The 22,759-nt window shown below is 70.7% G+C and carries 19 protein-coding genes; 13 read left to right on the top strand and 6 right to left on the bottom strand.

The genetic code is table 11. The features are described 5' to 3' along the window. Positions 1 to 45: 45 nt before the first annotated feature. Together Sspor_RS14085 and eccE are read right to left on the bottom strand one after the other, a co-directional pair. On the bottom strand, positions 46 to 744 hold the full coding sequence (locus tag Sspor_RS14085; protein ID WP_202199456.1) for a hypothetical protein: 699 nt from the start codon (positions 742 to 744) through the stop codon (positions 46 to 48). Then, positions 741 to 2,015 (bottom strand): type VII secretion protein EccE, encoded by a 1,275-nt coding sequence (gene eccE, locus Sspor_RS14080; RefSeq protein ID WP_237403862.1) that lies wholly within the window; start codon positions 2,013 to 2,015, stop codon positions 741 to 743. Before eccE ends, Sspor_RS14085 begins: the two co-directional genes overlap by 4 nt. 258 nt (positions 2,016 to 2,273) lie before the next feature. Here eccE and eccB point away from each other — a divergent pair, with 258 nt between their 5' ends. The 4 genes from eccB (at position 2,274) to Sspor_RS14060 (ending at position 6,065) form a co-directional block, all read left to right on the top strand. After that, positions 2,274 to 3,851 carry a type VII secretion protein EccB gene (gene eccB / locus Sspor_RS14075; protein ID WP_202199455.1) on the top strand — a complete coding sequence of 526 codons (1,578 nt, stop codon included), beginning with the start codon at positions 2,274 to 2,276 and terminating at the stop codon, positions 3,849 to 3,851. An 11-nt stretch (positions 3,852 to 3,862) separates the two neighbouring features. Further along, complete coding sequence (gene mycP, locus Sspor_RS14070) at positions 3,863 to 5,149, top strand: type VII secretion-associated serine protease mycosin (protein ID WP_202199454.1); 1,287 nt, start codon at positions 3,863 to 3,865, stop codon at positions 5,147 to 5,149. A 213-nt stretch (positions 5,150 to 5,362) separates the two neighbouring features. Then, complete coding sequence (locus Sspor_RS14065) at positions 5,363 to 5,704, top strand: hypothetical protein (protein ID WP_202199453.1); 342 nt, start codon at positions 5,363 to 5,365, stop codon at positions 5,702 to 5,704. A 49-nt stretch (positions 5,705 to 5,753) separates the two neighbouring features. After that, a complete protein-coding gene (locus tag Sspor_RS14060; protein WP_202199452.1) occupies positions 5,754 to 6,065 on the top strand; it encodes a WXG100 family type VII secretion target in 312 nt (103 codons plus the stop codon). 107 nt (positions 6,066 to 6,172) lie between these two features. Here the strand turns inward: Sspor_RS14060 and Sspor_RS14055 are convergent, their stop codons facing one another. Together Sspor_RS14055 and eccCa are read right to left on the bottom strand one after the other, a co-directional pair. Then, positions 6,173 to 6,418, bottom strand: a complete 246-nt coding sequence (locus Sspor_RS14055; RefSeq protein ID WP_030708695.1) for a DUF397 domain-containing protein — start codon at positions 6,416 to 6,418, stop codon at positions 6,173 to 6,175. 143 nt (positions 6,419 to 6,561) lie between these two features. Beyond that, the gene (gene eccCa / locus Sspor_RS14050; protein ID WP_202199451.1) at positions 6,562 to 10,518 is read right to left on the bottom strand and encodes a type VII secretion protein EccCa; all 3,957 of its coding nucleotides are present in this window, start codon (positions 10,516 to 10,518) and stop codon (positions 6,562 to 6,564) included. A 196-nt stretch (positions 10,519 to 10,714) separates the two neighbouring features. Here eccCa and eccD point away from each other — a divergent pair, with 196 nt between their 5' ends. From eccD to Sspor_RS14020, 6 genes are all read left to right on the top strand, one after another. Then, positions 10,715 to 12,235, top strand: a complete 1,521-nt coding sequence (gene eccD / locus Sspor_RS14045; RefSeq protein WP_202199450.1) for a type VII secretion integral membrane protein EccD — start codon at positions 10,715 to 10,717, stop codon at positions 12,233 to 12,235. A gap of 183 nt (positions 12,236 to 12,418) precedes the next feature. Further along, positions 12,419 to 12,706: a 30S ribosomal protein S15 gene (rpsO, locus tag Sspor_RS14040; RefSeq protein ID WP_030011220.1), complete on the top strand. Its 288-nt coding sequence runs from the start codon at positions 12,419 to 12,421 to the stop codon at positions 12,704 to 12,706. Between the two features lie 306 nt (positions 12,707 to 13,012). Beyond that, the gene (locus Sspor_RS14035) at positions 13,013 to 15,235 is read left to right on the top strand and encodes a polyribonucleotide nucleotidyltransferase (RefSeq protein ID WP_202203652.1); all 2,223 of its coding nucleotides are present in this window, start codon (positions 13,013 to 13,015) and stop codon (positions 15,233 to 15,235) included. Beyond that, positions 15,232 to 16,611, top strand: coding sequence for a M16 family metallopeptidase (locus Sspor_RS14030; protein ID WP_202199449.1), 1,380 nt, complete (start codon positions 15,232 to 15,234; stop codon positions 16,609 to 16,611). The genes Sspor_RS14035 and Sspor_RS14030 overlap by 4 nt, the downstream gene beginning before the upstream one ends. Positions 16,612 to 16,653: 42 nt before the next feature. Further along, a complete protein-coding gene (gene dapB, locus Sspor_RS14025) occupies positions 16,654 to 17,406 on the top strand; it encodes a 4-hydroxy-tetrahydrodipicolinate reductase (protein WP_202199448.1) in 753 nt (250 codons plus the stop codon). Positions 17,407 to 17,422: 16 nt separating this feature from the next. Beyond that, on the top strand, positions 17,423 to 17,875 hold the full coding sequence (locus tag Sspor_RS14020) for a tetratricopeptide repeat protein (protein ID WP_202199447.1): 453 nt from the start codon (positions 17,423 to 17,425) through the stop codon (positions 17,873 to 17,875). 35 nt (positions 17,876 to 17,910) lie between these two features. On the opposite strand, the gene Sspor_RS14015 is transcribed toward Sspor_RS14020, so the two are convergent. Both Sspor_RS14015 and Sspor_RS14010 read right to left on the bottom strand, forming a co-directional pair. Continuing rightward, positions 17,911 to 18,477 (bottom strand): SCO5741 family PH domain-containing membrane protein, encoded by a 567-nt coding sequence (locus Sspor_RS14015; RefSeq protein WP_202199446.1) that lies wholly within the window; start codon positions 18,475 to 18,477, stop codon positions 17,911 to 17,913. Positions 18,478 to 18,525: 48 nt separating this feature from the next. Next, positions 18,526 to 18,765 (bottom strand): hypothetical protein, encoded by a 240-nt coding sequence (locus tag Sspor_RS14010; protein WP_202199445.1) that lies wholly within the window; start codon positions 18,763 to 18,765, stop codon positions 18,526 to 18,528. 223 nt (positions 18,766 to 18,988) lie between these two features. Here Sspor_RS14010 and thyX point away from each other — a divergent pair, with 223 nt between their 5' ends. The 3 genes from thyX (at position 18,989) to Sspor_RS13995 (ending at position 22,638) form a co-directional block, all read left to right on the top strand. After that, positions 18,989 to 19,729, top strand: a complete 741-nt coding sequence (gene thyX / locus Sspor_RS14005; protein ID WP_030011069.1) for an FAD-dependent thymidylate synthase — start codon at positions 18,989 to 18,991, stop codon at positions 19,727 to 19,729. A gap of 200 nt (positions 19,730 to 19,929) precedes the next feature. Next, positions 19,930 to 20,829: a 4-hydroxy-tetrahydrodipicolinate synthase gene (gene dapA / locus Sspor_RS14000; RefSeq protein ID WP_202199444.1), complete on the top strand. Its 900-nt coding sequence runs from the start codon at positions 19,930 to 19,932 to the stop codon at positions 20,827 to 20,829. Between the two features lie 123 nt (positions 20,830 to 20,952). Next, positions 20,953 to 22,638, top strand: a complete 1,686-nt coding sequence (locus Sspor_RS13995; protein WP_202199443.1) for a ribonuclease J — start codon at positions 20,953 to 20,955, stop codon at positions 22,636 to 22,638. Positions 22,639 to 22,759: the final 121 nt, after the last annotated feature.

Raw genomic sequence — 22,759 nt, 5'->3', positions numbered from 1 at the left:
CTAATCGCGCGCCGACACCACTGTCCGCCCCCCTCAGGGGCCGGGTCAGTCGATGCGCCGGGCCCCGCCCAGCAGGCCCGTCTCGGCGTCCGTCCCCTGGGTCATCACGAACTGCCGGTCCCGCGGCGTGCACCACAGGGTCACCCCGTCGCCCAGCGTCGGCAGGGAGTCCACCGCCTGCTTCGGGAGCCGCATCAGCCGGCCGATCTGCTCCGCTTCGTCCGGGGACACCCGCTGCACGCCCACCAGGGACGACTGCTGGAGCAGGCGCGGCGCGGTCGGACTCAGGTACGGCAGCAGGGTCAGCACCGACTGCCAGGGGCCGGCCACCACGCGACCGCGCGGCGGCCGCATCCCGCAGTCGCGGATCACCAGCACCGGGCTGCCCGCGGAGGCGCCCTGCGGCGGTATCCGGCCCACCTCGTGCAGGGTCACGCACTGCTGCCCGCCGCCCGCCGCCTGGGCCAGCCCGGACCACACCTGTCCGCGTCCGGTCTCCACCGCGACGCGGGCACCCGTGGCCGCCGCGCGCAGCGCCAGCACCTGGGCCGTCCACAGGCCGCCGATCAGCGTCACCTCGTACGGTGTCGGCCGGTTGATGCCGAGCACCGCCGACCGGCCCTCGGCGTCCACGCCGATGACGACCCCGTCGTCACCCACGGGCAGCGCCAGCAGGTCGAGGTCCGCGGCGGGCACCACGTGCCGTTCCCTGCGCGGGCCGACCAGCCCGAATCCGCCCCTCATCGCGCCCCTCCCAGCGGCAGCGAAGCCAGCAGCCCCGGCACCTGTTCACGGTCGAGCCGGACCAGCCCGGTCTTCACGCCCCGGGCCGTCCTCTCCAACTCCCGGCGGGCCGCCACGAGTTCCTCGTCGCTGCGGCCGGTCACCCGTACGTGTCCGGTCAGGGTGACGCCCTGTCGCTCCGCCGGGGCCATCGTCAGACTGAAGTTCGTCGCGAGCGCGGGCAGCGAGGTCAGCAGCGCCACGAACTGCGGCAGCGCCGCCGAACCGGCGCCGCCCAGCTGCGGCCAGCGGCCTATCCAGTACGTCGTGTGCCGCCGGTCGTCGCAGCGCCAGGTCCGCGAGGTCTCCTCGGTCCGCCGGCCGGTGCTGTTCGACCGCCCGGCCTGGGTGATCGCCATCGGGTTGGCGCACGAGGAGGTGGCCAGCGCCGCCGTCAGCTCCTGCTCCGTCAGCACGGTGGCCGAGAACCCGGCCCCGGCCAGCCGGCTCACCAGCTGGTCCGCCGCACGCACCAGGCAGCGCTGCGCGCCGGGCAGCCCGCCGCCGCGCGCAGTGACGGCCTCCGGGCACAGCTCCGGGTCCAGCTTGAGCGCGATCCACGTCAGCCGGACCGCAGGGGTTCCCGTCCGGGCCTGCAGCGGCGCGTAGTTGCGGGTCGCCATCGACTGGGCGGGCAGGTGCGGGGCCGGCGCCGGCTGGGTGTGCTGCACGAGCTGCGCGGACTCCAGCCGGATGCCGTCCACTTCGAGGATGTCCCGTACGACGGCCAGCGGCAGCGGCCGCGCCGCCCGGTCGGGCCGCAGCGCGGTGGCGTCCGAGTCCACCTGGACGACCGCGGTCAGGAAGGTCCCGTCGCCGATCATCCCGACCGGGCGCCGGTCGCGGTCGCTGAAGGTGAGGGTGCGCAGCGCCGGATCTGCCTCGACCAGCGGCGCGAGACCCGGCTCGGTGCCCGCGGGCACGGTGAAGGACGCGGCCCGGCGCCGGCGCGTGCGCAGGGCGAGGGCGCCGCCGATCCATTCCGGCAGGGAGCGCTGGTGGCGGCGTACGACCGCGAGCACCACCAGGACGAGCGCCAGTACACCGGCGGGAACCAGCAGCAGCGGTTCGACCACCCAGGCCACCAGCAGGGCGGCTGCGGCGACTTGGAGCAGCACGAGCTGTTGCAGTCGGAACGGTCCGAAGCGGCCGGGGCTCGACTTCGGATGCGGCGTCACCCCGACACGTGCCGGTGCGGGCGCGCCGGTCTGCTGCTCCGTCGCGGTGGCCATCACTCGCGCACTTCCCCTTTCCGGGGCCAGACCCCGTGAGTCCCGGCGCTGCGCGGCACCTGCCGCATGACCCCGGAATCTCCCCAATCCACCCCAACAAGCCCTGATTGACCCGGTGCGGAGGGGGCTGGGCGGCAGGCTCACCCTACCCGGCCCCTTCATACCGTCCGTCAAGAGGCATAGTAGGTGCCCGGTCCGACAATCGAGGCCCGGGGACCGTACTCACCGGCCGGGCCGTGCGGGGAGAAACAGGCGGTCATGGCATCACGACGTGATGAGCTCAACGCGTACACCTTTGCGAAGCGGCGCACGGTGGCCGCGTTCCTCCAGCCATCCGCCACGGGCAGCGAGGAAGGTGCGCCGCGCCCGCTGCGCGCGGTCCTCCCGGGGCTGATCGCCGGCGCGCTGGTGCTCGCCGGGTTCGGCGCCTGGGGCATGTTCAAGCCGACGGCCCCCAAGGGCTGGGCGGAACCGGGGACCAGGGTCATCGTCGGCAAGGAATCGACGACCCGGTACGTGGTCCTGACGACGAAGGTGGGCGGCAAGGACCAGACCCGGCTGCACCCGGTGCTGAACCTGGCGTCCGCCCGACTCCTGCTGGATCCCTCGAAGTTCAAGGTGATCCAGGTGGAGGACAAGGTCCTCGACGCGGGCAACCCGCCGCGCGGCCCCATCATCGGCATCCAGTACGCCCCCGACCGGCTCCCCTCCAAGGAGGAAGCGGGGAAGGCCAAGCGCTGGGCGGTCTGCCAGCAGCCGGGCGGCAACGGCCGTGGTGTGCAGACCGCCACCTTCGTGCTCGCCGACCGCGAGGCGGCCAAGACGGACGACGCCCGCAGGCTCACCGACACCCAGTCGCTGTACGTGCAGAGCACGGCCGCGGGCCAGGAGCGCTACCTGGTCGACGCGGCCGGGACGAAGTACAAGTTCCCCGAGGGCACCCCGGCGGCCGGGACGATGACCAACGCGCTGGTCGGCACCGGCGCCACCCCGCAGCAGGTGAGCCCGGAGTGGCTGGGGACCCTCAACTCCGGCGAGGACCTGTCCTTCCCGCCGCTGCCCGGCAAGGCCGGGACCGACGCCGGGGTCAAGGGCCTGGGGACCGCCGACAACAAGGTCGGGATGGTGCTCAAGGCGCAGACCGGCTCCGGCGCACAGCACTACGTGGTGCTGCCCGGGAAGGTCGCACCGGTCTCCGACTTCGTCGCCTGGCTGCTGATCTCGGCGCCCGCGACCGACGGCCTCAACATGCACGGCAAGCCCCGCGAGGTCGACCTCCAGTCGATCAACCCGGACGCCACCCCGTTCGCGGGCGAGGTCAAGTGGCCCCAGAAGAAGACCGAACGGATCAACCAGACGACGCCGCCCGCCGGCAACCAGGCCGGCGGCGCCAACAACCGCGACACGGTCTGCAGCGTCCTGCGCTCCGTCGACGGCCAGGGCAACCAGACCCTGAGCACCTGGGCCGGCACCGGCTTCCCCGTCGACATCACCGCCAGCGGCACCAGCGCGTACGTCACCCCGGGCTCGGGCCTGCTCTACACCCAGGTCCAGGGCAAGCAGACCACGGCAGGCGGCTCCCTCTTCCTGGTCACCGACACCGGCCTGCGGTACGCCGTCCAGGCCAACGGCGACAGCGACTCCGAGCAGTCGAAGATCGGCGCGCCCGACCAGTCGAAGGCCGGTACGGACGTCCGCCCCGAGGCGAGCCAGGCACAGGTCCGGCTCGGCTACGGCAGCGTCAACCCGGCCATGGTGCCCATCGCCTGGTCGGAGTTCCTCTCCAAGGGACCCCGGCTGGATACCAACTCCGCACGTCAGCCCCAGGGTTCGTGAGGACGCCGCCGATGACCCGCACCCACGCGCCCCGGCGGACCCTCCTGGCCGCCGCCTTCGCGCTCACCCTGGCCTCGGGCGGCGCGGGCACGGCCGCCGCGGCCCCGGCCGCCGTGCCGCAGCACCCGGGGGCGCCGGCCCCGTACGCGCAACTCCCCCACGTGCTGCGCCTCGACGGCGCGGGGGAGTGCACCTTCCCCATGAAGAAGCAGATCGAGGACCGGCCCTGGGCCCTCCAGCGACTGCTGCTCGACGAGCTCTGGGCGCAGACCAAGGGCAAGGACAAGAACGGCAACGGCGTCCGCGTCGCGGTCATCGACACCGGGGTGGACCGGGCGAACCCGCAGCTCAGCGCCGCCATCGACACCGGAGCCGGCAAGGACTTCGTCGACCCCAAGGGCGGCGACGGCACGACCGACACGGTCGGCCACGGCACCAAGGTCGCCGGGCTGATCGCGGCCCGCCCCCAGCAGGGCACCGGCTTCGTCGGCCTCGCCCCGGAATCGACGATCATCCCGATCCGGCAGAACGACGGGCAGGGCAAGGGCAACGCCCTGAACCTGAGCCAGGCCATCGACCACGCCGTGGCCAAGGGCGCACAAGTGATCAACATCTCCCAGGACACCGACGCGCAGCTGTCCGCCGACTCCGATCTGGGCAAGTCGGTCCAGAAGGCCGTCGCCGCCAACGTCGTGGTGGTGGCCTCGGCGGGCAACGACGGCATGAGCGGCCAGAAGCGCAAGACCTACCCGGCGGCCTTCCCCGGCGTGCTCGCCGTGGCGGCCTCGGACCGCAACAACGAGCGGGCCCAGTTCTCCCAGCCCGGTGACTTCATCGGGGTGGCGGCACCCGGCGTCGACATGGTCTCCACCGTCCCCGGTTTCGGCCAGTGCATCGACAACGGCACCAGTTTCTCCGCGCCGTACGTCGCCGGCGTCGCCGCCCTGCTGCGTGCCAAGCACGGGGACTGGTCCGCGCAGCAGATCGTCTGGCAGATCCAGAACACTGCCGAACGCGCCGTCAACGGCCGTGACGACTACGTGGGTTGGGGTGTCGTCGACCCCGTGCGCGCGCTCTCCCACGACCAGCAGGCCCCGACGGCCCCGGTCCCCGACCCCGGCCCGCCCCCGGCGGCTGCCCCCGAGGCGGCCGCGCTCCAGCTCACCGAGACGGCGCAGGAGCGCGAGGAGCGGTTCGGAACGTACGCTCTCGGCATCGGCGCCGTCCTCATCGCCGTCATCGCCGGCACCGCGACGGTCATCCGGGATGCGCGCGGCCGCCGACGCCGTTTGCAGTGAACGGTCACAGTTCATCAACGGAAGCGGCCCACCGGTGTTGGGGGCGGGCGATGAACTGGCTAGAGTGACACCAGGCTTCACGAGTGTGATCGGGGGATCGCGTGAAGCGGAGGGGGACACCCGAGGCGCGTGGATCAAAACCGCGCCGGGCCACGTCCGCTCCGCCGCGCAATCCGCCGGTTCTGCCGGCGAATTGAGAAATGAGGAGCTTCGATGAGCACGAACACCTTCGGACTTGCGGACGATCCGGTCGTCAAGGCGAAGAACAAGATCGAGGAGACGGCCAACGCCGTCACCAGGCAGGCCCGCGAGCTCGCGGACATCCTGGCCACCGTGAGCGCCGGCTGGACCGGTGTGGGTGCCTCGGGGTTCATCTCCGCGCAGAGCACGGTCAACGACGACCACGACGAGATCCGCCGGATGCTCGGGGTCCTGCACAACGCGGTGGCTCAGACCAAGAACCTCAGCAACGCGCAGGACGACGAGGTGCGCGCCGCGTTCCGGGCCGTCCAGTCGAGCGGCGGAGGCAACAGCTCCGGCCTCAACGCCATCTGACGCAAGCGTCGTTCACCAGTTACCGCAGCGCAGCGAGAAGGAGAAGAGCATGTCGGGCGCCAATGACGGGCACACCAAGGTCCGGTATGAGTCGGTCCAGCAGATGGCGGATCGCATCCGCGTCGTTTCCGGGAACATCATCCAGGACCTGAAGGAAATGGAGACGGCCCTCAAGGTCGTCACCGACACCTGGGACGGTGACGCGCACCAGGAGTACGTCACCCTCCAGGGCAAGTACAGGGCCAAGGCCGACCACATGCAGAAGACGCTGGAGCAGGTCGCCCGCCTCATCGAGCAGGGCAAGGGCGACTACCGCGCCACCGACGTGAAGGCCTCGCGCCTGTTCACCGAGGCCTACTGAGCCCGGTAGCACGCCGTTTCGTTCCGTATGCGCCGAAGGGGCGCGCCCGCACCGGGCGCGCCCCTTCGGCGCATCGCCGTACCGTCCCCGCCGTGTCGTCCGTCCGGTCAGGGACGGTGCCGGTCGAGGTCGAACTCGCCGTCCCTGGCGCCGAGTACGAACGCCTCCCACTCGGCGGCGGTGTAGCGCAGCACCGTGTCCCGGTCCAGCGAGGACCGCATGGCGACCGCTCCCTCGGGAAGCCGGGCGATCTCGACCCGCTCCTCGTCCGGGCTGGTCCCGGGCGGCCCCTCCCACTCCACACCGCTGATGTCCAGCGCGTACAGCTCGTCCTTCTCCTGCTGGGTGCCCATAGGAGGCCCTTCCCTCGGTGGCGCGGTCTTCACCGCCGATTATCGGGGCTGCGCCGCCGGCCGGGACGGGTTTCCCCCGGATGCCCGGTGCCCGGGCCCTGGTGAGCGGCGCTCCGGCCGGCCCGCCACCAGGGCCCGGGGACTCACATGCCGCCCGGCATCCGGCCGAGCTGGACCAGCGAGGTCCCCCGCCTGCGCGAGGAGAAGTAGGCCCGGCCCGGCGGCATCGGACGCGGCCGCACGGTGCCGATCAGGTCGCCCTCGGACGGGTCGCCGGACAGTACGAGGCCCTGCGCGCCCAGCTCCTTGAACCGCTGCATGAACGGCTCGTACAGAGAACGGGAGGCGCCCGCCGAGTTGCGCGCGATGATGAAGCGGACACCCGTGTCCCGCGCGAACGGCAGGAACTCCACCAGCGGCGCCAGCGGATTGCCCTGGCTCGTGGAGACCAGGTCGTAGTCGTCGATGATGATGAACACGTCCGGGCCCGTCCACCAGCTGCGGTCGCGCAGCTGCTGCGGAGTGACGTCGGTCGGCGGCTGCCGCCGCGAGAACACCCCGCCCAGCGCCTCCATGTGCATCTGCAGCGAGCTCGCCATCGGCGCGTACTCCAGCAGGTGCTCCTCCGGCAGCGCCCCGAGCAGGCCCCGCCGGTAGTCGCCCACGACCAGACGTGCCTGGTCAGGCGTGTACCGCTCGGAGATCTGCTTGGCGATGAGCCGCAGCAGGTTCGTCTTGCCCGACTCGCTCTCACCGAAGACGAGCAGGAAGGGATCGGACTCGAAGTCGATGAAGACCGGCTCCAGATCGGTCTCGTCGATACCGATCGCGATCCCGCGGCCGGGGTACTCCCCGCCCTTGGGCAGCTGGTCGGAGTGGAGCAGCCGCGGCAGCAGCCGCACCCCGGGAGCCGCCTGCCCCGCCCAGTTCTGCTTCACCGCGGCCACGAACGCGGCCGTGGCCTCGGACAGGTCGCCCTCCTCGTGCGAGCCGTCCGTCCGCGGCAGCGCGCCCAGGAAGTGCAGCTTCTCCGCGACCTGGCCGCGGCCGGGCATCCCGGTGGGGACGTTCGCCGCGACCTTGCGGTCGAACTCGGAGTCCATCGTGTCGCCGAGCCGCAGCTCCAGACGGCTGAGCATCTGGTCCTTGAGCGCGGCCCGCACCTCCATGTACCGAGCCGCGGTGATCACCACGTGGATGCCGTAGCCCAGACCCCGGGAGGCGATGTCCGTGACGATCTGCTCCAGGCCCTCGTACTCGCCCCGGAAGTTGCCCCAGCCGTCGACGATCAGGAACACGTCGCCCCACGGCTCGTTCGGCAGGTCGCCGGCCGCCCGCCGGCGCCGGTAGGTGCCGATCGAGTCGATGTTGTTCGCGCGGAAGAACTCCTCACGGCGGTTGAGGATGCCCCCCACCTCCGAGACCGTACGCCGGACCCGCTCCGGGTCAAGCCGCGAGGCGATCCCGCCCACGTGCGGCAGCTCGGCGATCGACGACAGGCTGCCGCCACCGAAGTCCAGCCCGTAGAACTGCACCTCGCGCGGGGTGTGGGTCAGCGCGAACGAGGCGATCAGCGTCCGCATCAGCGTCGACTTGCCCGACTGCGGACCGCCGACCACCATCATGTGGCCCGCCGCACCCGAGAAGTCCCGGTACAGCACCTCGCGCCGCTGCTCGAACGGCTTGTCGATGAGGCCGAGCGGGACGACGAGCCCACCGAGCCGCGTGTACCCGTCCGCGTGCAGCCCGCGCTCGGCGCTCGGCGCCAGCGCCGGCAGCAACTGGTCCAGCGGCGGAGCCTGGTCGAGCGGCGGCAGCCACACCTGGTGCGCCGGTACGCCCTGGCCCTCCAGCCGGCTCACGATCACGTCCAGCACCGTGTCCGCCAGCGCGTCGTCCTCCCGCGCCGACTGCGCCGCCAGGTACGCCGGGTCCGGGGCCGCGTACACCACCGGCACCGGCGCCGCCGTGAACAGCGCGGGCCGCCGCTCCACCGGGAACTGCCCCACCGACAGGTCCGGCCCGCCCGAACGGTAGGTGCCCGAGACGTACGCCGCCTTGAAGCGGGTCATCTCGTCCGTACCGAACTTCAGATAGCCCGAACCGGGCACCGACGGCAGGTGGTAGGCGTCCGGCACACCGATCGCGGTCCGCGACTCCGCCGCCGAGAAGGTCCGCAGACCGATCCGGTACGACAGGTACGTCTCCAGACCGCGCAGCTTGCCCTCCTCCAGGCGCTGCGAGGCCAGCAGCAGGTGCACACCCAGCGAACGGCCGATACGGCCGATCTGGATGAACATGTCGATGAAGTCCGGCTTCGCCGTCAGCAGCTCGCTGAACTCGTCGATGACCAGCACCAGCGAGGCCAGCGGCTCCAGCGGGGCGCCCGCCGCACGGGCCTTCTCGTAGTCGTGGATGTTCGCGTAGTTGCCCGCCGAACGCAGCAGCTCCTGACGGCGCTGCAGCTCACCGCGGATCGAGTCGCCCATGCGGTCCACGAGCGTGAGGTCGTCCGCCAGGTTGGTGATCACCGCCGCGACGTGCGGCATCTGCCCCATACCCGTGAAGGTCGCACCGCCCTTGAAGTCGGCGAGCACGAAGTTCAGGGTCTCCGAGGTGTGCGTGACCGCCAGACCCAGCACCAGCGTGCGCAGCAGCTCCGACTTGCCGGAACCGGTCGCGCCCACACACAGACCGTGCGGACCCATGCCCTCCTGCGCGGCCTCCTTCAGGTCCAGCATGACCGGGGCGCCGTCCTCGCCCACACCGATCGGCACGCGCAGCCGCTCACCGGCCGACCTCGGCCGCCAGGTCCGCGCGACGTCGACCGCGGCCGCGTCACCCAGGTTCAGCAGATCGGTGAAGTCCAGATTGGCCAGCAGCGGCTCGTCGTCGTCCCCGCCACCGGTGCGCATCGGCGCCAGCTGCCGGGCCAGCGCCTCCGCCGCGGGCAGCGACAGCGTGTCCGGCACGCCCTCGTACGCGACCCCCGCGCCCGAATCCAGACGCAGCCGGCCCGGCCGTACCACGACCGACAGACCGCCGCGCGGCTCGTCCAGCTCGCCCGCGACCACCTCGACTATGGTGACGCCCTGCAGGCCCTCGGCCGCGGCGAACACCGAGTCCGGCGGCACCATGCCACCGTCCAGCACGACCACCAGGTGCGGCTGGTCCAGCACCGGGGACACCTCGCGGCTGAACCGCGGCCGGCCGTCCAGCCGGGAGGCCAGCAGCCCCTCCAGCTCGACGAGGTCGTCGCCGAACAGCCGCTTCGTACCGGCCCCGTCGACCTGACCCGGCACCTGCGTGTGCGGCAGCCACTTCGTCCAGTCCCACGCGGGCACCGCACCCGGCGCGGCCACCACGGCCACCATCAGGTCCTCGGGGGAGTGCAGCGTCGCCAGCTGCGCCACCATCGCCCGCGCGGTACTGCGCGCGGACTCCGGCTCCCCGGACACCGTCACGTGGTAGAAGGCGCGGATCGACAGCGCCATCGGGAGTCCGTCCAGCGAGGAGTGCACCTTCAGGAACCGCTGCATCGCGCCCGCGGTCAGCGGCTCCAGCTCGTCCACCGGCGCGGTGTCCGGCGCCACCAGCGGTGTCGCCAGGCGCTGCGCGCCCAGCCCGACCCGGGCCTGCCCGAAGTCCTGGTCGCCGACCCGCCGCTCCCACAGCCGGGAGCCCTCCGCCACCACCGACCACAACTGCTCGGGAGCCGGGTGCAGGTAGAGCTGCGCGTCGCGCTGCGCCCGCGCGGTCCGGCGTACCTGACGGCGTGTCTGGGCGAGATATTTGAGGTAGTCCCGGCGCACATCGGCCATTTGCCCCTGCGTACCACGCCGATGGCGCGCCAACTGGGCCACGACCATGGCCACCGTGGACGCCAGCATCAGCACACCCATGATGCGCATGAAGGGAGCGGCGCCCGGCATGAAGAAGAAGACGACGGACGAGCCCATGCCGAGCATCGGCAGGAGCTGCATCAGCATGCCCTCCTGCTGCCCGCGCGGAAGTTCGGGCGGAGCTTCCAGCCGCAGCTCCTCCGCGGGAACCTCGGGCGGCAGGGACCGCGGCGGGCGTTTGACGACGATCTGGCTCACCGGAGCATCAATCCCTCGAAAACGGACGGGACGTCGCAACCGGCGCCCCCAAGTCCCGGGCGCGAAGGGGGTCTCCCCCACGCGACGGTGATCCTACTTGCCGACAGTCGGTCATAAGCCCGGTAGGGTGGCGCGCGCAGCATGCGCATCCGCGAATCGTCCGCCGGTGCGGGCACCAACCAGGGGGGTCACACAGGTGAGTACGGCCGGGACGACGGGATTCTGCAGGGTCACCGTCGTGGCCCCCGACAGCCGCATCGACGTCGCCCTCCCCGAGGACATCGCCGTCGCCGACGTCTACCCCGAGCTGCTGCGCCTCACCGGCCAGACCCAGCCGGTGGGCGCCCCGACCGGCTTCCACCTCGTCCGCCGCTCCGGCACCGTCCTCGACGGCGCCCGGACCCTCGCCGGGCAGCAGGTCCTCGACGGCGAGGTGCTGAGCCTGCGCCCCTTCGCGGAGTCCCTGCCGCCCGCCGTGTTCGACGACGTGTCCGACGCCGTCGCCTCCGCCGTCGTCCGCGACCGGCACCGCTGGAGCGACGACATGCTGCGCGGCGCGGGCCTGGCCGGCTCGGCCGTCCTGCTCGTCATGCTGGGCTTCGTCCTCTGGTACGCCGACCCGCTGCGCCACGACATGCACGGCCTGCCCGGGATCATCGCGGGCGCCGTCGGCGTCCTGCTCACCGCCGTCGCCGGAGTGCGCGCCCGCGTCTACCGCGACCGCCTCTCCGCCGTCGCGCTCGGCCTCGGCGCCCTCCCGCACCTGATGATCGCCGGCTCCGGGATCATCGCCCCGGCCGTCGGCCACGGCCCCGGACGCCTCCAGTTCCTGCTCGGCTGCGTCTGCGCCCTGACGGCCTCCGTCGCCCTGGTCGCGCTGACCCCCAGCGGCGACGCCCCGTTCGTGGCGGCCACCTTCGTCGCCACCACCGGGACCCTCGCCACCTTCGCGGCCATCGCCACCGAAGCCTCCGCCACCTCCACCGCCGCCGTCTGCGCCCCCGTGGCCATCGGCCTCGTCGCCTTCCTCCCCGGCCTCTCCGCCCGCTTCGCCCGCCTGCCCATCGGCTACGCCGCTCCGCAGAGCGCCACGGACGAGTACGTCGACCACGCGGTGACCGCGGACCGGTACGAGACCGAGCCGTACGGCGAGCAGTCCGGCTCCGACCAGCACGAGGCGGCCGGCGCCCCGCTCGACGCCGAGGCCATCGCCGCCCAGGCCCGCCGCGGCCACGAGATGCTGCTCGGCCTGGTCGGCGGCTGCGCCGCGGTCGCCGTCGGCGCCGCCGCCGTCCTCGGCTTCTCCGACAACGTCTGGGGCCGCCTGCTGGCGCTCACCACCGGCCTCGCCATGCTGCTGCGCGCCCGCCTCTTCCGTTACACCTCCCAGGTGGTCTGCGCCCTGACCGCGGGCCTCGTCGCCATCGCGCTGCTGATCCTGGGCATGGCCCTGCACCCGCCGAGGAACCTGATCGAAGCCCTCCTGCTGGACCACGACAGCAGCGGCCTGGACCTGCGGACGATCTGGCTGACCGCGGCCGTCGCGGCCGGCGCGGCCCTCCTCGCCGGAATTGCGCTGGTCATTCCCCGCAAGGGTCTGTCACCCTTCTGGGGGCGGCTGCTCGACCTCACCGAGGCGGCGGTCCTGCTCGCCCTTGTGCCGCTCACCCTGGCCGTGCTGGACGTATACTCCCGCGCCAGGTCTCTCACCAGCTGAGACGTGGCGGAGCGGCAGCCTGGTACGCTGTGTGACGGCCGTTTGTGTACGCGTCCCCGGACTCCTCGGCAAGAGGGTCTGTGGACTGCGCTCAGCGGACCCCGCCTCCCGAGTAACGGAAGCTCCCCAGAGACTCAGACCTGGGGCACTCGGTGGCAACGAAGACCTAAACGAGGAGTACGCGTGCCGCTCGACGCCGCTACGAAGAAGCAGATCATCACCGAGTTCGGTGCCAAGGAGGGCGACACCGGCTCCCCCGAGGTCCAGGTTGCGATGCTCTCCCGCCGCATCTCGGACCTGACCGAGCACCTCAAGACGCACAAGCACGACCACCACTCCCGTCGTGGTCTGCTGATCCTGGTCGGCCAGCGTCGCCGCCTGCTGCAGTACCTGGCCAAGAAGGACATCCAGCGCTTCCGTACGCTGGTCGAGCGCCTCGGCATCCGCCGCGGTGCGGCCGGCGCCAAGTAAGACGCCGTGAAGGGAGCGGTTCCCACATCCGGGGGCCGCTCCCTTTGCTGTACGTGCGGGACGGACCGGACCCTTTGTAGTCTGGAAACGACGCACGTGTACGTCCGACGACGAGACGTGCACAACTGAAGAGGGGGAGCGCCCTCCCACGCCGCCGGTCCTCGGTAGTGGCACCCGGAATGCCCCGAAGGGCAACGAACCGGGTGCTTCGATCGAAGACCGGCCCGCACGCCAGGAGCGCTTCTCCGCAACCGTCCACCGCCACACGGGCGGCGGACGGAGACGACGAAAATGGAGAAAACGCTAGTGGAGAACGAGACCCACTACGCCGAGGCCGTCATTGACAACGGTTCCTTCGGCACCCGCACCATCCGCTTCGAGACGGGCCGTCTGGCCCGCCAGGCCGCCGGCTCCGCCGTTGCCTACCTGGACGACGACACGATGGTGCTGTCCGCCACCACCGCGTCGAAGAAGCCCAAGGACCAGCTCGACTTCTTCCCCCTGACGGTGGACGTCGAGGAGCGGCAGTACGCGGCCGGCAAGATCCCCGGCTCCTTCTTCCGCCGTGAGGGCCGCCCCTCCGAGGACGCGATCCTCACCTGCCGCCTGATCGACCGCCCGCTGCGCCCGTCCTTCAAGAAGGGCCTGCGCAACGAGATCCAGGTCGTCGCCACCATCATGGCGCTCAACCCCGACCACCTGTACGACGTCATCGCGATCAACGCCGCGTCCGCGTCCACGCAGCTGGCCGGCCTGCCCTTCTCCGGCCCGATCGGCGGCGTCCGCGTCGCGCTGATCCGCGGCCAGTGGGTGGCGTTCCCGACGCACACCGAGCTCGAGGACGCCGTCTTCGACATGGTCGTCGCGGGTCGCACCCTTGAGGACGGCGACGTCGCGATCATGATGGTCGAGGCCGAGGCCACCGAGAAGACCATCGCCCTCGTCAAGGGCGGCGCCGAGGCGCCGACCGAGGAGGTCGTCGCCGCCGGTCTGGACGCCGCGAAGCCCTTCATCAAGGTCCTCTGCAAGGCCCAGGCCGACCTGGCCGCCAAGGCCGCCAAGCCCGAGGGCGAGTTCCCGGTCTTCCTGGACTACCAGGACGACGTGTACGAGGCCCTCGCGGCCGCCGTCAAGGGCGAGCTTTCCCAGGCGCTGACCATCGCGGGCAAGCAGGACCGCGAGGCCGAGCTGGACCGCGTCAAGGAGATCGCCGCCGAGAAGCTCCTCCCGGCCTTCGAAGGCCGCGAGAAGGAGATCTCCGCCGCGTACCGCAGCCTGACCAAGGCCCTGGTGCGCGAGCGCGTCATCAAGGACAAGGTCCGCATCGACGGCCGCGGGATCACGGACATCCGTACCCTCGCCGCCGAGGTCGAGGCCATCCCGCGCGTGCACGGCTCGGCGCTGTTCGAGCGTGGCGAGACCCAGATCCTGGGCGTCACCACCCTCAACATGCTCCGCATGGAGCAGCAGCTGGACACCCTCTCCCCGGTGACCCGCAAGCGCTACATGCACAACTACAACTTCCCGCCGTACTCCGTCGGCGAGACCGGCCGCGTCGGTTCGCCGAAGCGCCGCGAGATCGGCCACGGCGCGCTCGCCGAGCGCGCGATCCTGCCGGTCCTCCCGACCCGCGAGGAGTTCCCCTACGCGATCCGTCAGGTGTCCGAGGCCCTCGGCTCCAACGGTTCGACGTCCATGGGCTCGGTCTGCGCCTCCACCATGTCGCTGCTGAACGCCGGTGTGCCCCTCAAGGCCCCCGTCGCCGGTATCGCCATGGGCCTGATCTCCCAGGAGATCGACGGCAAGACGCACTACGTCGCCCTCACCGACATCCTCGGTGCGGAGGACGCCTTCGGCGACATGGACTTCAAGGTCGCCGGCACCAAGGAGTTCGTCACCGCGCTCCAGCTGGACACCAAGCTGGACGGCATCCCGGCCTCCGTCCTGGCCGCGGCCCTCAAGCAGGCCCGCGACGCCCGCCTCCACATCCTCGACGTGATGATGGAAGCGATCGACACGCCGGACGCCATGTCCCCGTTCGCCCCGCGGATCATCACCGTCAAGATCCCCGTGGACAAGATCGGTGAGGTCATCGGCCCCAAGGGCAAGATGATCAACCAGATCCAGGAGGACACCGGCGCCGAGATCACGATCGAGGACGACGGCACCATCTACATCGGTGCCTCCGACGGCCCGGCCGCCGAGGCCGCCCGCGCCACGATCAACTCGATCGCCAACCCGACCATGCCGGAGGTCGGCGAGCGCTACCTGGGTACGGTCGTCAAGACCACCACCTTCGGTGCCTTCGTCTCCCTCATGCCCGGCAAGGACGGCCTGCTGCACATCTCGCAGATCCGCAAGCTCGCCGGTGGCAAGCGCGTGGAGAACGTCGAGGACGTGCTCGCGGTCGGCACCAAGGTCCAGGTGGAGATCGCCGAGATCGACCAGCGCGGCAAGCTCTCGCTGGTCCCCGTGATCGACGGCGAGACCGCCGGCGACGACGCTGACAAGGACGACTCCGACAAGTGATGTCGCGTAGTTCCCGTGTGACGGCCCGCCCCTCTTCGGAGGGGCGGGCCGTCGCCCGTACCCAAACCCTCCTCAAGGGCAGCAACGGCATCGGCACCGTCCGGCGCACCGTCCTGCCCGGCGGACTGCGCATCGTCACCGAGACGCTGCCCTCCGTCCGCTCCGCCACCTTCGGCATCTGGGCGCACGTCGGCTCCCGTGACGAGACGCCCACGCTCAACGGCGCCACGCACTACCTGGAGCACCTCCTCTTCAAGGGCACGCAGCAGCGCAGCGCCCTCGACATCTCCTCCGCGATCGACGCGGTCGGCGGCGAGATGAACGCCTTCACGGCGAAGGAGTACACCTGCTACTACGCCCGGGTGCTCGACACCGACCTGCCGCTGGCCATCGACGTGGTCTGCGACATGCTCACCGGCTCGCTGATCCGCGAGGAGGACGTCGACGCCGAGCGCGGCGTCATCCTCGAAGAGATCGCGATGACCGAGGACGACCCGGGCGACATGGTGCACGACCTGTTCGCGCAGACCATGTACGGGGACACCCCCCTGGGGCGTCCGGTCCTCGGCACCGTCGACACGATCAACGCGCTCGGCGCCGACCGGATCCGCCGCTTCTACAAGAAGCACTACGACCCGACCCACCTGGTCGTGGCCGCCGCCGGCAACGTCGACCACAACAAGGTCGTACGCCAGGTCCGCGCCGCCTTCGAGAAGGCCGGCGCCCTCGGCCGTACCGACGCCGAGCCGATCGGCCCGCGCACCGGCGCCAAGCGCATCCGCACGGCCGGCCGCGTCGACCTGGTGAACCGCAAGACCGAGCAGGCCCACGTCGTCCTCGGCATGCCCGGCCTCGCCCGTACCGACGAGCGCCGCTGGGCACTGGGCGTCCTGAACACCGCCCTCGGCGGCGGCATGTCCTCCCGCCTCTTCCAGGAGGTCCGGGAGAAGCGCGGCCTCGCCTACAGCGTGTACTCGTACACCTCGGGCTTCGCCGACACCGGCCTCTTCGGCGTGTACGCGGGCTGCCGCCCCAACCAGGTGCACGACGTGCTCCGGATCTGCCGCGACGAGCTCGACAAGGTCGTGACCGAGGGACTGGCCGACGAGGAGATCAGGCGGGCCATCGGCCAGCTCTCCGGATCCACCGTCCTCGGCCTGGAGGACACCGGCGCGATCATGAACCGCATCGGCAAGAGCGAGCTGTGCTGGGGCGACCAGATGTCGGTCGACGACATGCTGGCCCGGATCGCCGCCGTGACCCCGGACGACGTCCGCTCGGTCGCACAGGATGTACTGGCCCAGCGGCCCTCGCTCGCGGTGATCGGCCCGCTGAAGGAGAAGCAGGCCGCCCGTCTCGACGAAGCGGTCGCCTAGTTCGTACGGCAAGCAAGACTGCGTTTATCTAAGGACGTAATGATGAGCAAGCTGCGCGTGGCAGTCCTAGGAGCCCAGGGCCGGATCGGCGCCGAGGCCGTCAAGGCGGTCGAGGCCGCCGAGGACATGGAACTGGTCGCGGCGCTCGGCCGCGGCGACAAGCTGGAGACGCTGGCCGACGCCGGTGCCCAGGTCGCGGTCGAGCTGACCACTCCGGCATCGGTGATGGGGAACCTGGACTTCCTCATCCGCCACGGCATCCACGGAGTGGTCGGTACCACCGGCTGGACCGAGGACCGTCTCGCGCAGCTGGGCACCTGGCTCGACGGTTCGCCGGAGACCGGTGTGCTCATCGCCCCGAACTTCTCCATCGGCGCCGTCCTCACCATGAAGTTCGCCGCCCAGGCCGCCCGCTACTTCGAGTCCGTCGAGGTCGTCGAGCTGCACCACCCCAACAAGGTCGACGCCCCCTCCGGCACCGCGACCCGTACGGCGCAGCTCATCGCGGCCGCCCGTGCCGAGGCCGGCCTCGGCGCCCAGCCCGACGCCACCGCCACCGCCCTCGACGGGGCGCGCGGCGCGGACGTCGACGGCGTCCCGGTGCACGCCGTCCGCCTGCGGGGCCTGCTGGCCCACCAAGAGGTGCTCCTCGGCGGCGAGGGCGAGACCCTGACCATCCGTCACGATTCCCTGCACCACAGCAGCTTCATGCCGGGCATCCTGCTCGGTGTGCGCCGAGTGACGCAGACCCCGGGCCTCACCTTCGGCCTGGAACACTTCCTCGACCTGGGCTGACCGGACTGATTTCACGATGCGCGCGAAGATCACGTACTTCCTCACGGCCGCCGTCCTGGTGGTCTACTTCGTCCTGGTCGGCAGCCGGGGCCTGATGCTCATCGAGCACGGCACCCTGCTCACCGTCACCTTCGGGGTGGCCGTGCTGATCCTGCCGGTCATCGGTGTCTGGTTCCTCTGGCAGAACACCCGGTTCGTCACGCGGGCCAACCATCTCGCGACCGAGCTGGAGGCCGAGGGCGGACTGCCCGTCGACGAGCTGGAGCGGGACAAGTACGGACGGATCCTGCGGGACTCGGCCGACGAGGTCTTCGCGCGCCGCAAGGCCGAGACCGAGGACGCGCCGGGGGACTGGCGCAGCTGGTTCCGGCTCGCCGTCGCCTACCACGACGCCCGGGACACCCCGCGGGCCCGCAAGGCGATGCAGCGCGCGATCGCCCTGCACGACAAGAAGCCCGTACAGGTCTGATCCCTGTACGGGCTTACGGGGGCCGTTCCGGCCGGTCAGGCGGTCACGGGCCGGTACTCGTCGGCCCAGGCCCCCACCGTGTCGGCGGCGCGGTCGAAGGCCTCGGTCCGGGACAGGAAGTCGGCGTTGTGGTCGGTCAGCAGGACCGGCGCCTCCGCTCCGCCCTGCCCCGACATCGTCAGCGCCTGCCCCTGTACGGTCCTCGGCAGCCCGAGCCAGCGCACCGGCTGCTGCACCGTACGGAGCTCGCCGATCTCGCTCCAGGCGGTGGTGCGGGTGACGAAGAACCCCACCCGGCGCAGCCCGGCGGGGCTCACCCACACGCCGACGCGCAGGATCTGCACCGCCGACCCGACGACCGCGAGCGCGGCGATCAGACAGACGAGGGCTCCGCCCCAGCCGCCCGCGAAGGCGACGATCATCGTGGCCAGCAGCATGAAGGCCGACAGCAGCAGCAGGAGCGCGCCGATGCCCACGCGCCAGGGGCCGGGCCGGTAGGGCCGGCGCCAGCGGTCCTGGTCGGCATGGGCCAGGATCTCGTCGCCGTCGCCGTCGTCATCCACATCGGATACGCCGTCGGCCGTCAGGAAGGGCAGGGGCACGGCTGGACCTCACTCACATGCACGTTCGGTTGGGCTGTGCCCGTGAGGCTACCGCCCCTGGGACGCCTCCGACTGCTGCGACTTCTCCGGCACCTTGCTCGGCTGCAGTGCGGGCATGCCGAGGAGCAGTGAGCCGGCGAGCCCCGCAACCACGGTCAGTCCGACCAGGGTACGGGCGAGCAACTGGGTCCTCCCCAGGCGCTCGCGCGGCGGCGGAGTGACGTTGCTTCGGAAACGGTCTGCCTCGGAGACGAAGGCGAACGGAACGGGTTCGCGCCGGAGGAACATCAGAACGAATCTCCTCGGGGTGGTGGGGTGTGCGTTCTTCTAGGTAGGACGTACGAGCCGCTCAATCCGTGCCGGATTTCAGGACATTAGGAAAAATTCATGGCGGTGCGTCAGCTCCGGGACGCCCCGCGCGGGCCCCGGAGTCCGCGTGCGTCTGCGCAGGCCGTGCGAGGGGCGCCGTAGAGTGGGCGCGCCCCAGGACGCACGTTTGGAAGGACCCCCGGTGAGCGAAACCGCCGCTTCAGATCTGAAACCCAGCTTCCGCAGTGACGTGACGGTGGAGCTGGTGAAGCACTCCGCCGCCGACTCCGACGTACTGTGGGCCGCTCGCGTCTCCACGGCCGGCGAGCAGTCGCTGGAGGAGCTGCAGAAGGACCCGGAGCGTTCCAAGGGCCTCATCAACTATCTGATGCGCGACCGCCACGGCAGCCCGTTCGAGCACAACTCGATGACCTTCTTCATCAGCGCCCCGATCTTCGTCTTCCGCGAGTTCATGCGCCACCGCGTGGGCTGGTCGTACAACGAGGAGTCGGGCCGCTACAGGGAGCTCGAACCGGTCTTCTACGTCCCGGACGCCGAGCGCAAGCTGGTCCAGGAGGGCCGCCCGGGCAAGTACGTCTTCGTCGAGGGCACCCAGGCGCAGCAGGAACTGACCGGCCGCGTCATGGAGGACTCCTACGTGCAGGCCTACGAGGCCTACCGCGAGATGCTCGCCGCGGGCGTGGCCCGGGAGGTTGCCCGTTCGGTCCTGCCGGTCGGTCTTTTCTCCTCGATGTACGCCACGTGCAACGCCCGCTCGCTGATGCACTTCCTCGGCCTGCGTACGCAGCACGAGCTCGCGGCGGTCCCGTCCTTCCCGCAGCGGGAGATCGAGATGGTCGGCGAGAAGATGGAGCAGCACTGGGCGAAGCTCATGCCGCTGACGTACGCGGCCTACAACGGCAACGGTCGCGTTGCCCCGTAAGGGTCGGTACACCCGCGGCGTACAGATGTACGGCGTCAAGTCCTAAGTGTCCGTATTGCGACGTTTCGTAAACTTCATCTAGGCTGATCAAACGGACCCGGCACTGCTTGAACCCCCGAGCAGGCAGTGCCGGCGTCCAACACCCCGTTGACGTCCCCCGAGGGGACACCGCGACCATGGCAGCGAGTAGCGTGTTACCCATGGCTCCGATCTCGACTCCGCAGACCCCCTTCGGGCGGGTCCTCACCGCCATGATCACGCCGTTCACGGCTGATGGCGCACTCGACCTCGACGGCGCGCAGCAGCTCGCCGTCCACCTGGTGGACGCAGGCAACGACGGCCTGATCATCAACGGCACCACCGGTGAGTCGCCGACCACCACCGACGCGGAGAAAAACGACCTCGTACGAGCCGTGGTCGAGGCGGTCGGAGACCGCGCCCACGTGGTCGCCGGCATCGGCACCAACGACACCCGCCACACCCTTGAGCTGGCCCGACAGGCCGAGCGCGTCGGCGCGCACGGTCTGCTCGCCGTCACCCCGTACTACAGCAAGCCGCCGCAGGAAGGCCTCTTCCGGCACTTCACGGCGATCGCCGACGCCACCGAGCTGCCGGTCATGCTCTACGACATCCCCGGCCGTAGTGGTGTCCCGATCGACACCGAAACCCTCGTCCGGCTGGCCGAGCACCCCCGTATCGTTGCGAACAAGGACGCCAAGGGCGACCTCGGCCGCGCAAGCTGGGCCATCGCGCAGAGCGGCCTGGCCTGGTACTCGGGCGACGACATGCTGAACCTGCCGCTCCTGTCGATCGGCGCGGTCGGATTCGTTTCCGTGGTCAGCCACGTGGTCACCCCCGACCTGCGCGCCATGCTGGAGGCCCACCTGGGCGGAGACGTCCAGAAGGCGACAGAGATCCACCAGAAGCTGCTCCCGATCTTCACCGGCATGTTCCGTACGCAGGGTGTGATGACCACCAAGGGCGCACTGAACCTGCAGGGCCTGCCCGCGGGCCCGCTGCGGCTCCCGCTGATCGAGCTGACCGCCGAAGAGACGGCCCAGCTCAAGATCGATCTTGCCGCCGGCGGGGTACAGCTCTGACAACAGACTTCACAACTGAATAAGCACGAACAACCGCATACAGAACAGACAACAGATAGTGCACGAATGACATGCGCGCCACGTGCCTTCCGGGTACGTGGCGTGCGTGGTGAGGAGACACTTTTGAGCCATCCGCATCCGGAACTCGGTCCGCCGCCGAAGCTGCCCAAGGGCGGCCTCAGAGTCACCCCCCTGGGTGGTCTCGGTGAGATCGGCCGCAACATGACCGTCTTCGAGTACGACGGCCGCCTGCTGATCGTCGACTGCGGCGTCCTCTTCCCCGAGGAGGAGCAGCCGGGCATCGACCTGATCCTGCCGGACTTCTCGTCCATCAGGGACCGCCTCGACGACATCGACGGCATCGTCCTCACGCACGGCCACGAGGACCACATCGGCGCCGTCCCCTACCTCCTGCGGGAGAAGCCGGACATCCCGCTGATCGGCTCCAAGCTGACGCTGGCCCTCATCGAGGCCAAGCTCCAGGAGCACCGCATCCGCCCCTACACCCTTGAGGTGAAGGAAGGCGAGCGAGAGGCCCTCGGCCCCTTCGACTGCGAGTTCATCGCGGTCAACCACTCCATCCCGGACGCCCTGGCCGTGGCCATCCGTACCGGCGCCGGCATGGTCGTGGCCACCGGCGACTTCAAGATGGACCAGCTCCCGCTGGACAACCGCCTCACCGACCTGCACGCCTTCGCGCGTCTGAGCGAGGAGGGCATCGACCTCCTCCTCTCCGACTCCACGAACGCCGAGGTCCCGGGCTTCGTCCCGCCCGAGCGCGACATCTCCAACGCCATCCGCGGCGTCTTCGCGGGTGCCCAGAAGCGCATCATCGTGGCGTCCTTCGCCAGCCACGTGCACCGCATCCAGCAGATCCTCGACGCCGCCCACGAGTACGGCCGCCGGGTCGCCTTCGTCGGCCGTTCGATGGTCCGCAACATGGGCATCGCCCGTGACCTGGGCTACCTGAAGGTCCCGGCCGGTCTCGTCGTCGACGTCAAGACCCTCGACGACCTGCCGGACGACGAGGTCGTGCTGGTCTGCACGGGCTCCCAGGGCGAGCCGATGGCGGCCCTGTCCCGCATGGCCAACCGCGACCACCAGATCCGGATCGTCCCCGGCGACACCGTGATCCTGGCGTCGTCCCTCATCCCGGGCAACGAGAACGCGGTCTACCGCGTGATCAACGGTCTGACCCGCTGGGGCGCCAACGTCGTGCACAAGGGCAACGCCAAGGTGCACGTCTCGGGCCACGCCTCGGCCGGCGAGCTGCTGTACTTCTACAACATCTGCAAGCCGCGGAACCTGATGCCGGTCCACGGCGAGTGGCGCCACCTGCGCGCCAACGCCGAGCTCGGTGCCATGACGGGCGTCCCGAAGGACCGCATCGTCATCGCCGAGGACGGGGTCGTCGTCGACCTGATCGACGGCAAGGCCCGGATCTCCGGCAAGGTCCAGGCCGGCTACGTGTACGTGGACGGCCTCTCGGTCGGCGACGTCACGGAGGCCTCGCTCAAGGACCGCCGGATCCTCGGCGACGAGGGCATCATCTCGGTCTACGTCGTGGTGGACAGCTCCACCGGCAAGGTCGTCACCGGCCCGAACATCCAGGCCCGCGGCTCCGGCATCGACGACTCGGCCTTCTCCTCGGTCATCCCGAAGATCGAGGAAGCCATCGCCCGCGCCGCGGCCGACGGCGTCGCCGAGCCGCACCAGATCCAGCAGCTCATCCGCCGCACCATGGGCAAGTGGGTCTCGGACGGCTACCGCCGCCGCCCGATGATCCTCCCGGTCGTCGTCGAGGTCTGACCCTCGCCGTAGCGACCGAACGGGAGCGGGGCAACCGGATTTGCATCCGGGGGCCCCGCTCCAGTACGTTTACGTCTCCACCTCGCACGGCACCCCGGCACGCACGTGTGCCCGGACGGGT

This window comes from Streptomyces spororaveus (assembly GCF_016755875.1).
Classification (GTDB): domain Bacteria; phylum Actinomycetota; class Actinomycetes; order Streptomycetales; family Streptomycetaceae; genus Streptomyces; species Streptomyces spororaveus.
Note: the sequence above shows the minus strand (reverse complement) of the source record. Positions and strands in the feature narration are given on the sequence as shown.

Bases quoted from the DNA above. Each gene is read 5' to 3' on its own strand.
- dapA (WP_202199444.1), top strand. From the start codon at position 19,930: ATGGCTCCGATCTCGACTCCGCAGACCCCCTTCGGGCGGGTCCTCACC.
- Sspor_RS14065 (WP_202199453.1), top strand. From the start codon at position 5,363: ATGAGCACGAACACCTTCGGACTTGCGGACGATCCGGTCGTCAAGGCG.
- eccE (WP_237403862.1), bottom strand. From the start codon at position 2,015: ATGGCCACCGCGACGGAGCAGCAGACCGGCGCGCCCGCACCGGCACGT.
- Sspor_RS14055 (WP_030708695.1), bottom strand. From the start codon at position 6,418: ATGGGCACCCAGCAGGAGAAGGACGAGCTGTACGCGCTGGACATCAGC.
- Sspor_RS14010 (WP_202199445.1), bottom strand. From the start codon at position 18,765: ATGTTCCTCCGGCGCGAACCCGTTCCGTTCGCCTTCGTCTCCGAGGCA.
- mycP (WP_202199454.1), top strand. From the start codon at position 3,863: ATGACCCGCACCCACGCGCCCCGGCGGACCCTCCTGGCCGCCGCCTTC.
- Sspor_RS14020 (WP_202199447.1), top strand. From the start codon at position 17,423: ATGCGCGCGAAGATCACGTACTTCCTCACGGCCGCCGTCCTGGTGGTC.
- Sspor_RS14060 (WP_202199452.1), top strand. From the start codon at position 5,754: ATGTCGGGCGCCAATGACGGGCACACCAAGGTCCGGTATGAGTCGGTC.
- eccB (WP_202199455.1), top strand. From the start codon at position 2,274: ATGGCATCACGACGTGATGAGCTCAACGCGTACACCTTTGCGAAGCGG.
- dapB (WP_202199448.1), top strand. From the start codon at position 16,654: ATGAGCAAGCTGCGCGTGGCAGTCCTAGGAGCCCAGGGCCGGATCGGC.
- Sspor_RS14085 (WP_202199456.1), bottom strand. From the start codon at position 744: ATGAGGGGCGGATTCGGGCTGGTCGGCCCGCGCAGGGAACGGCACGTG.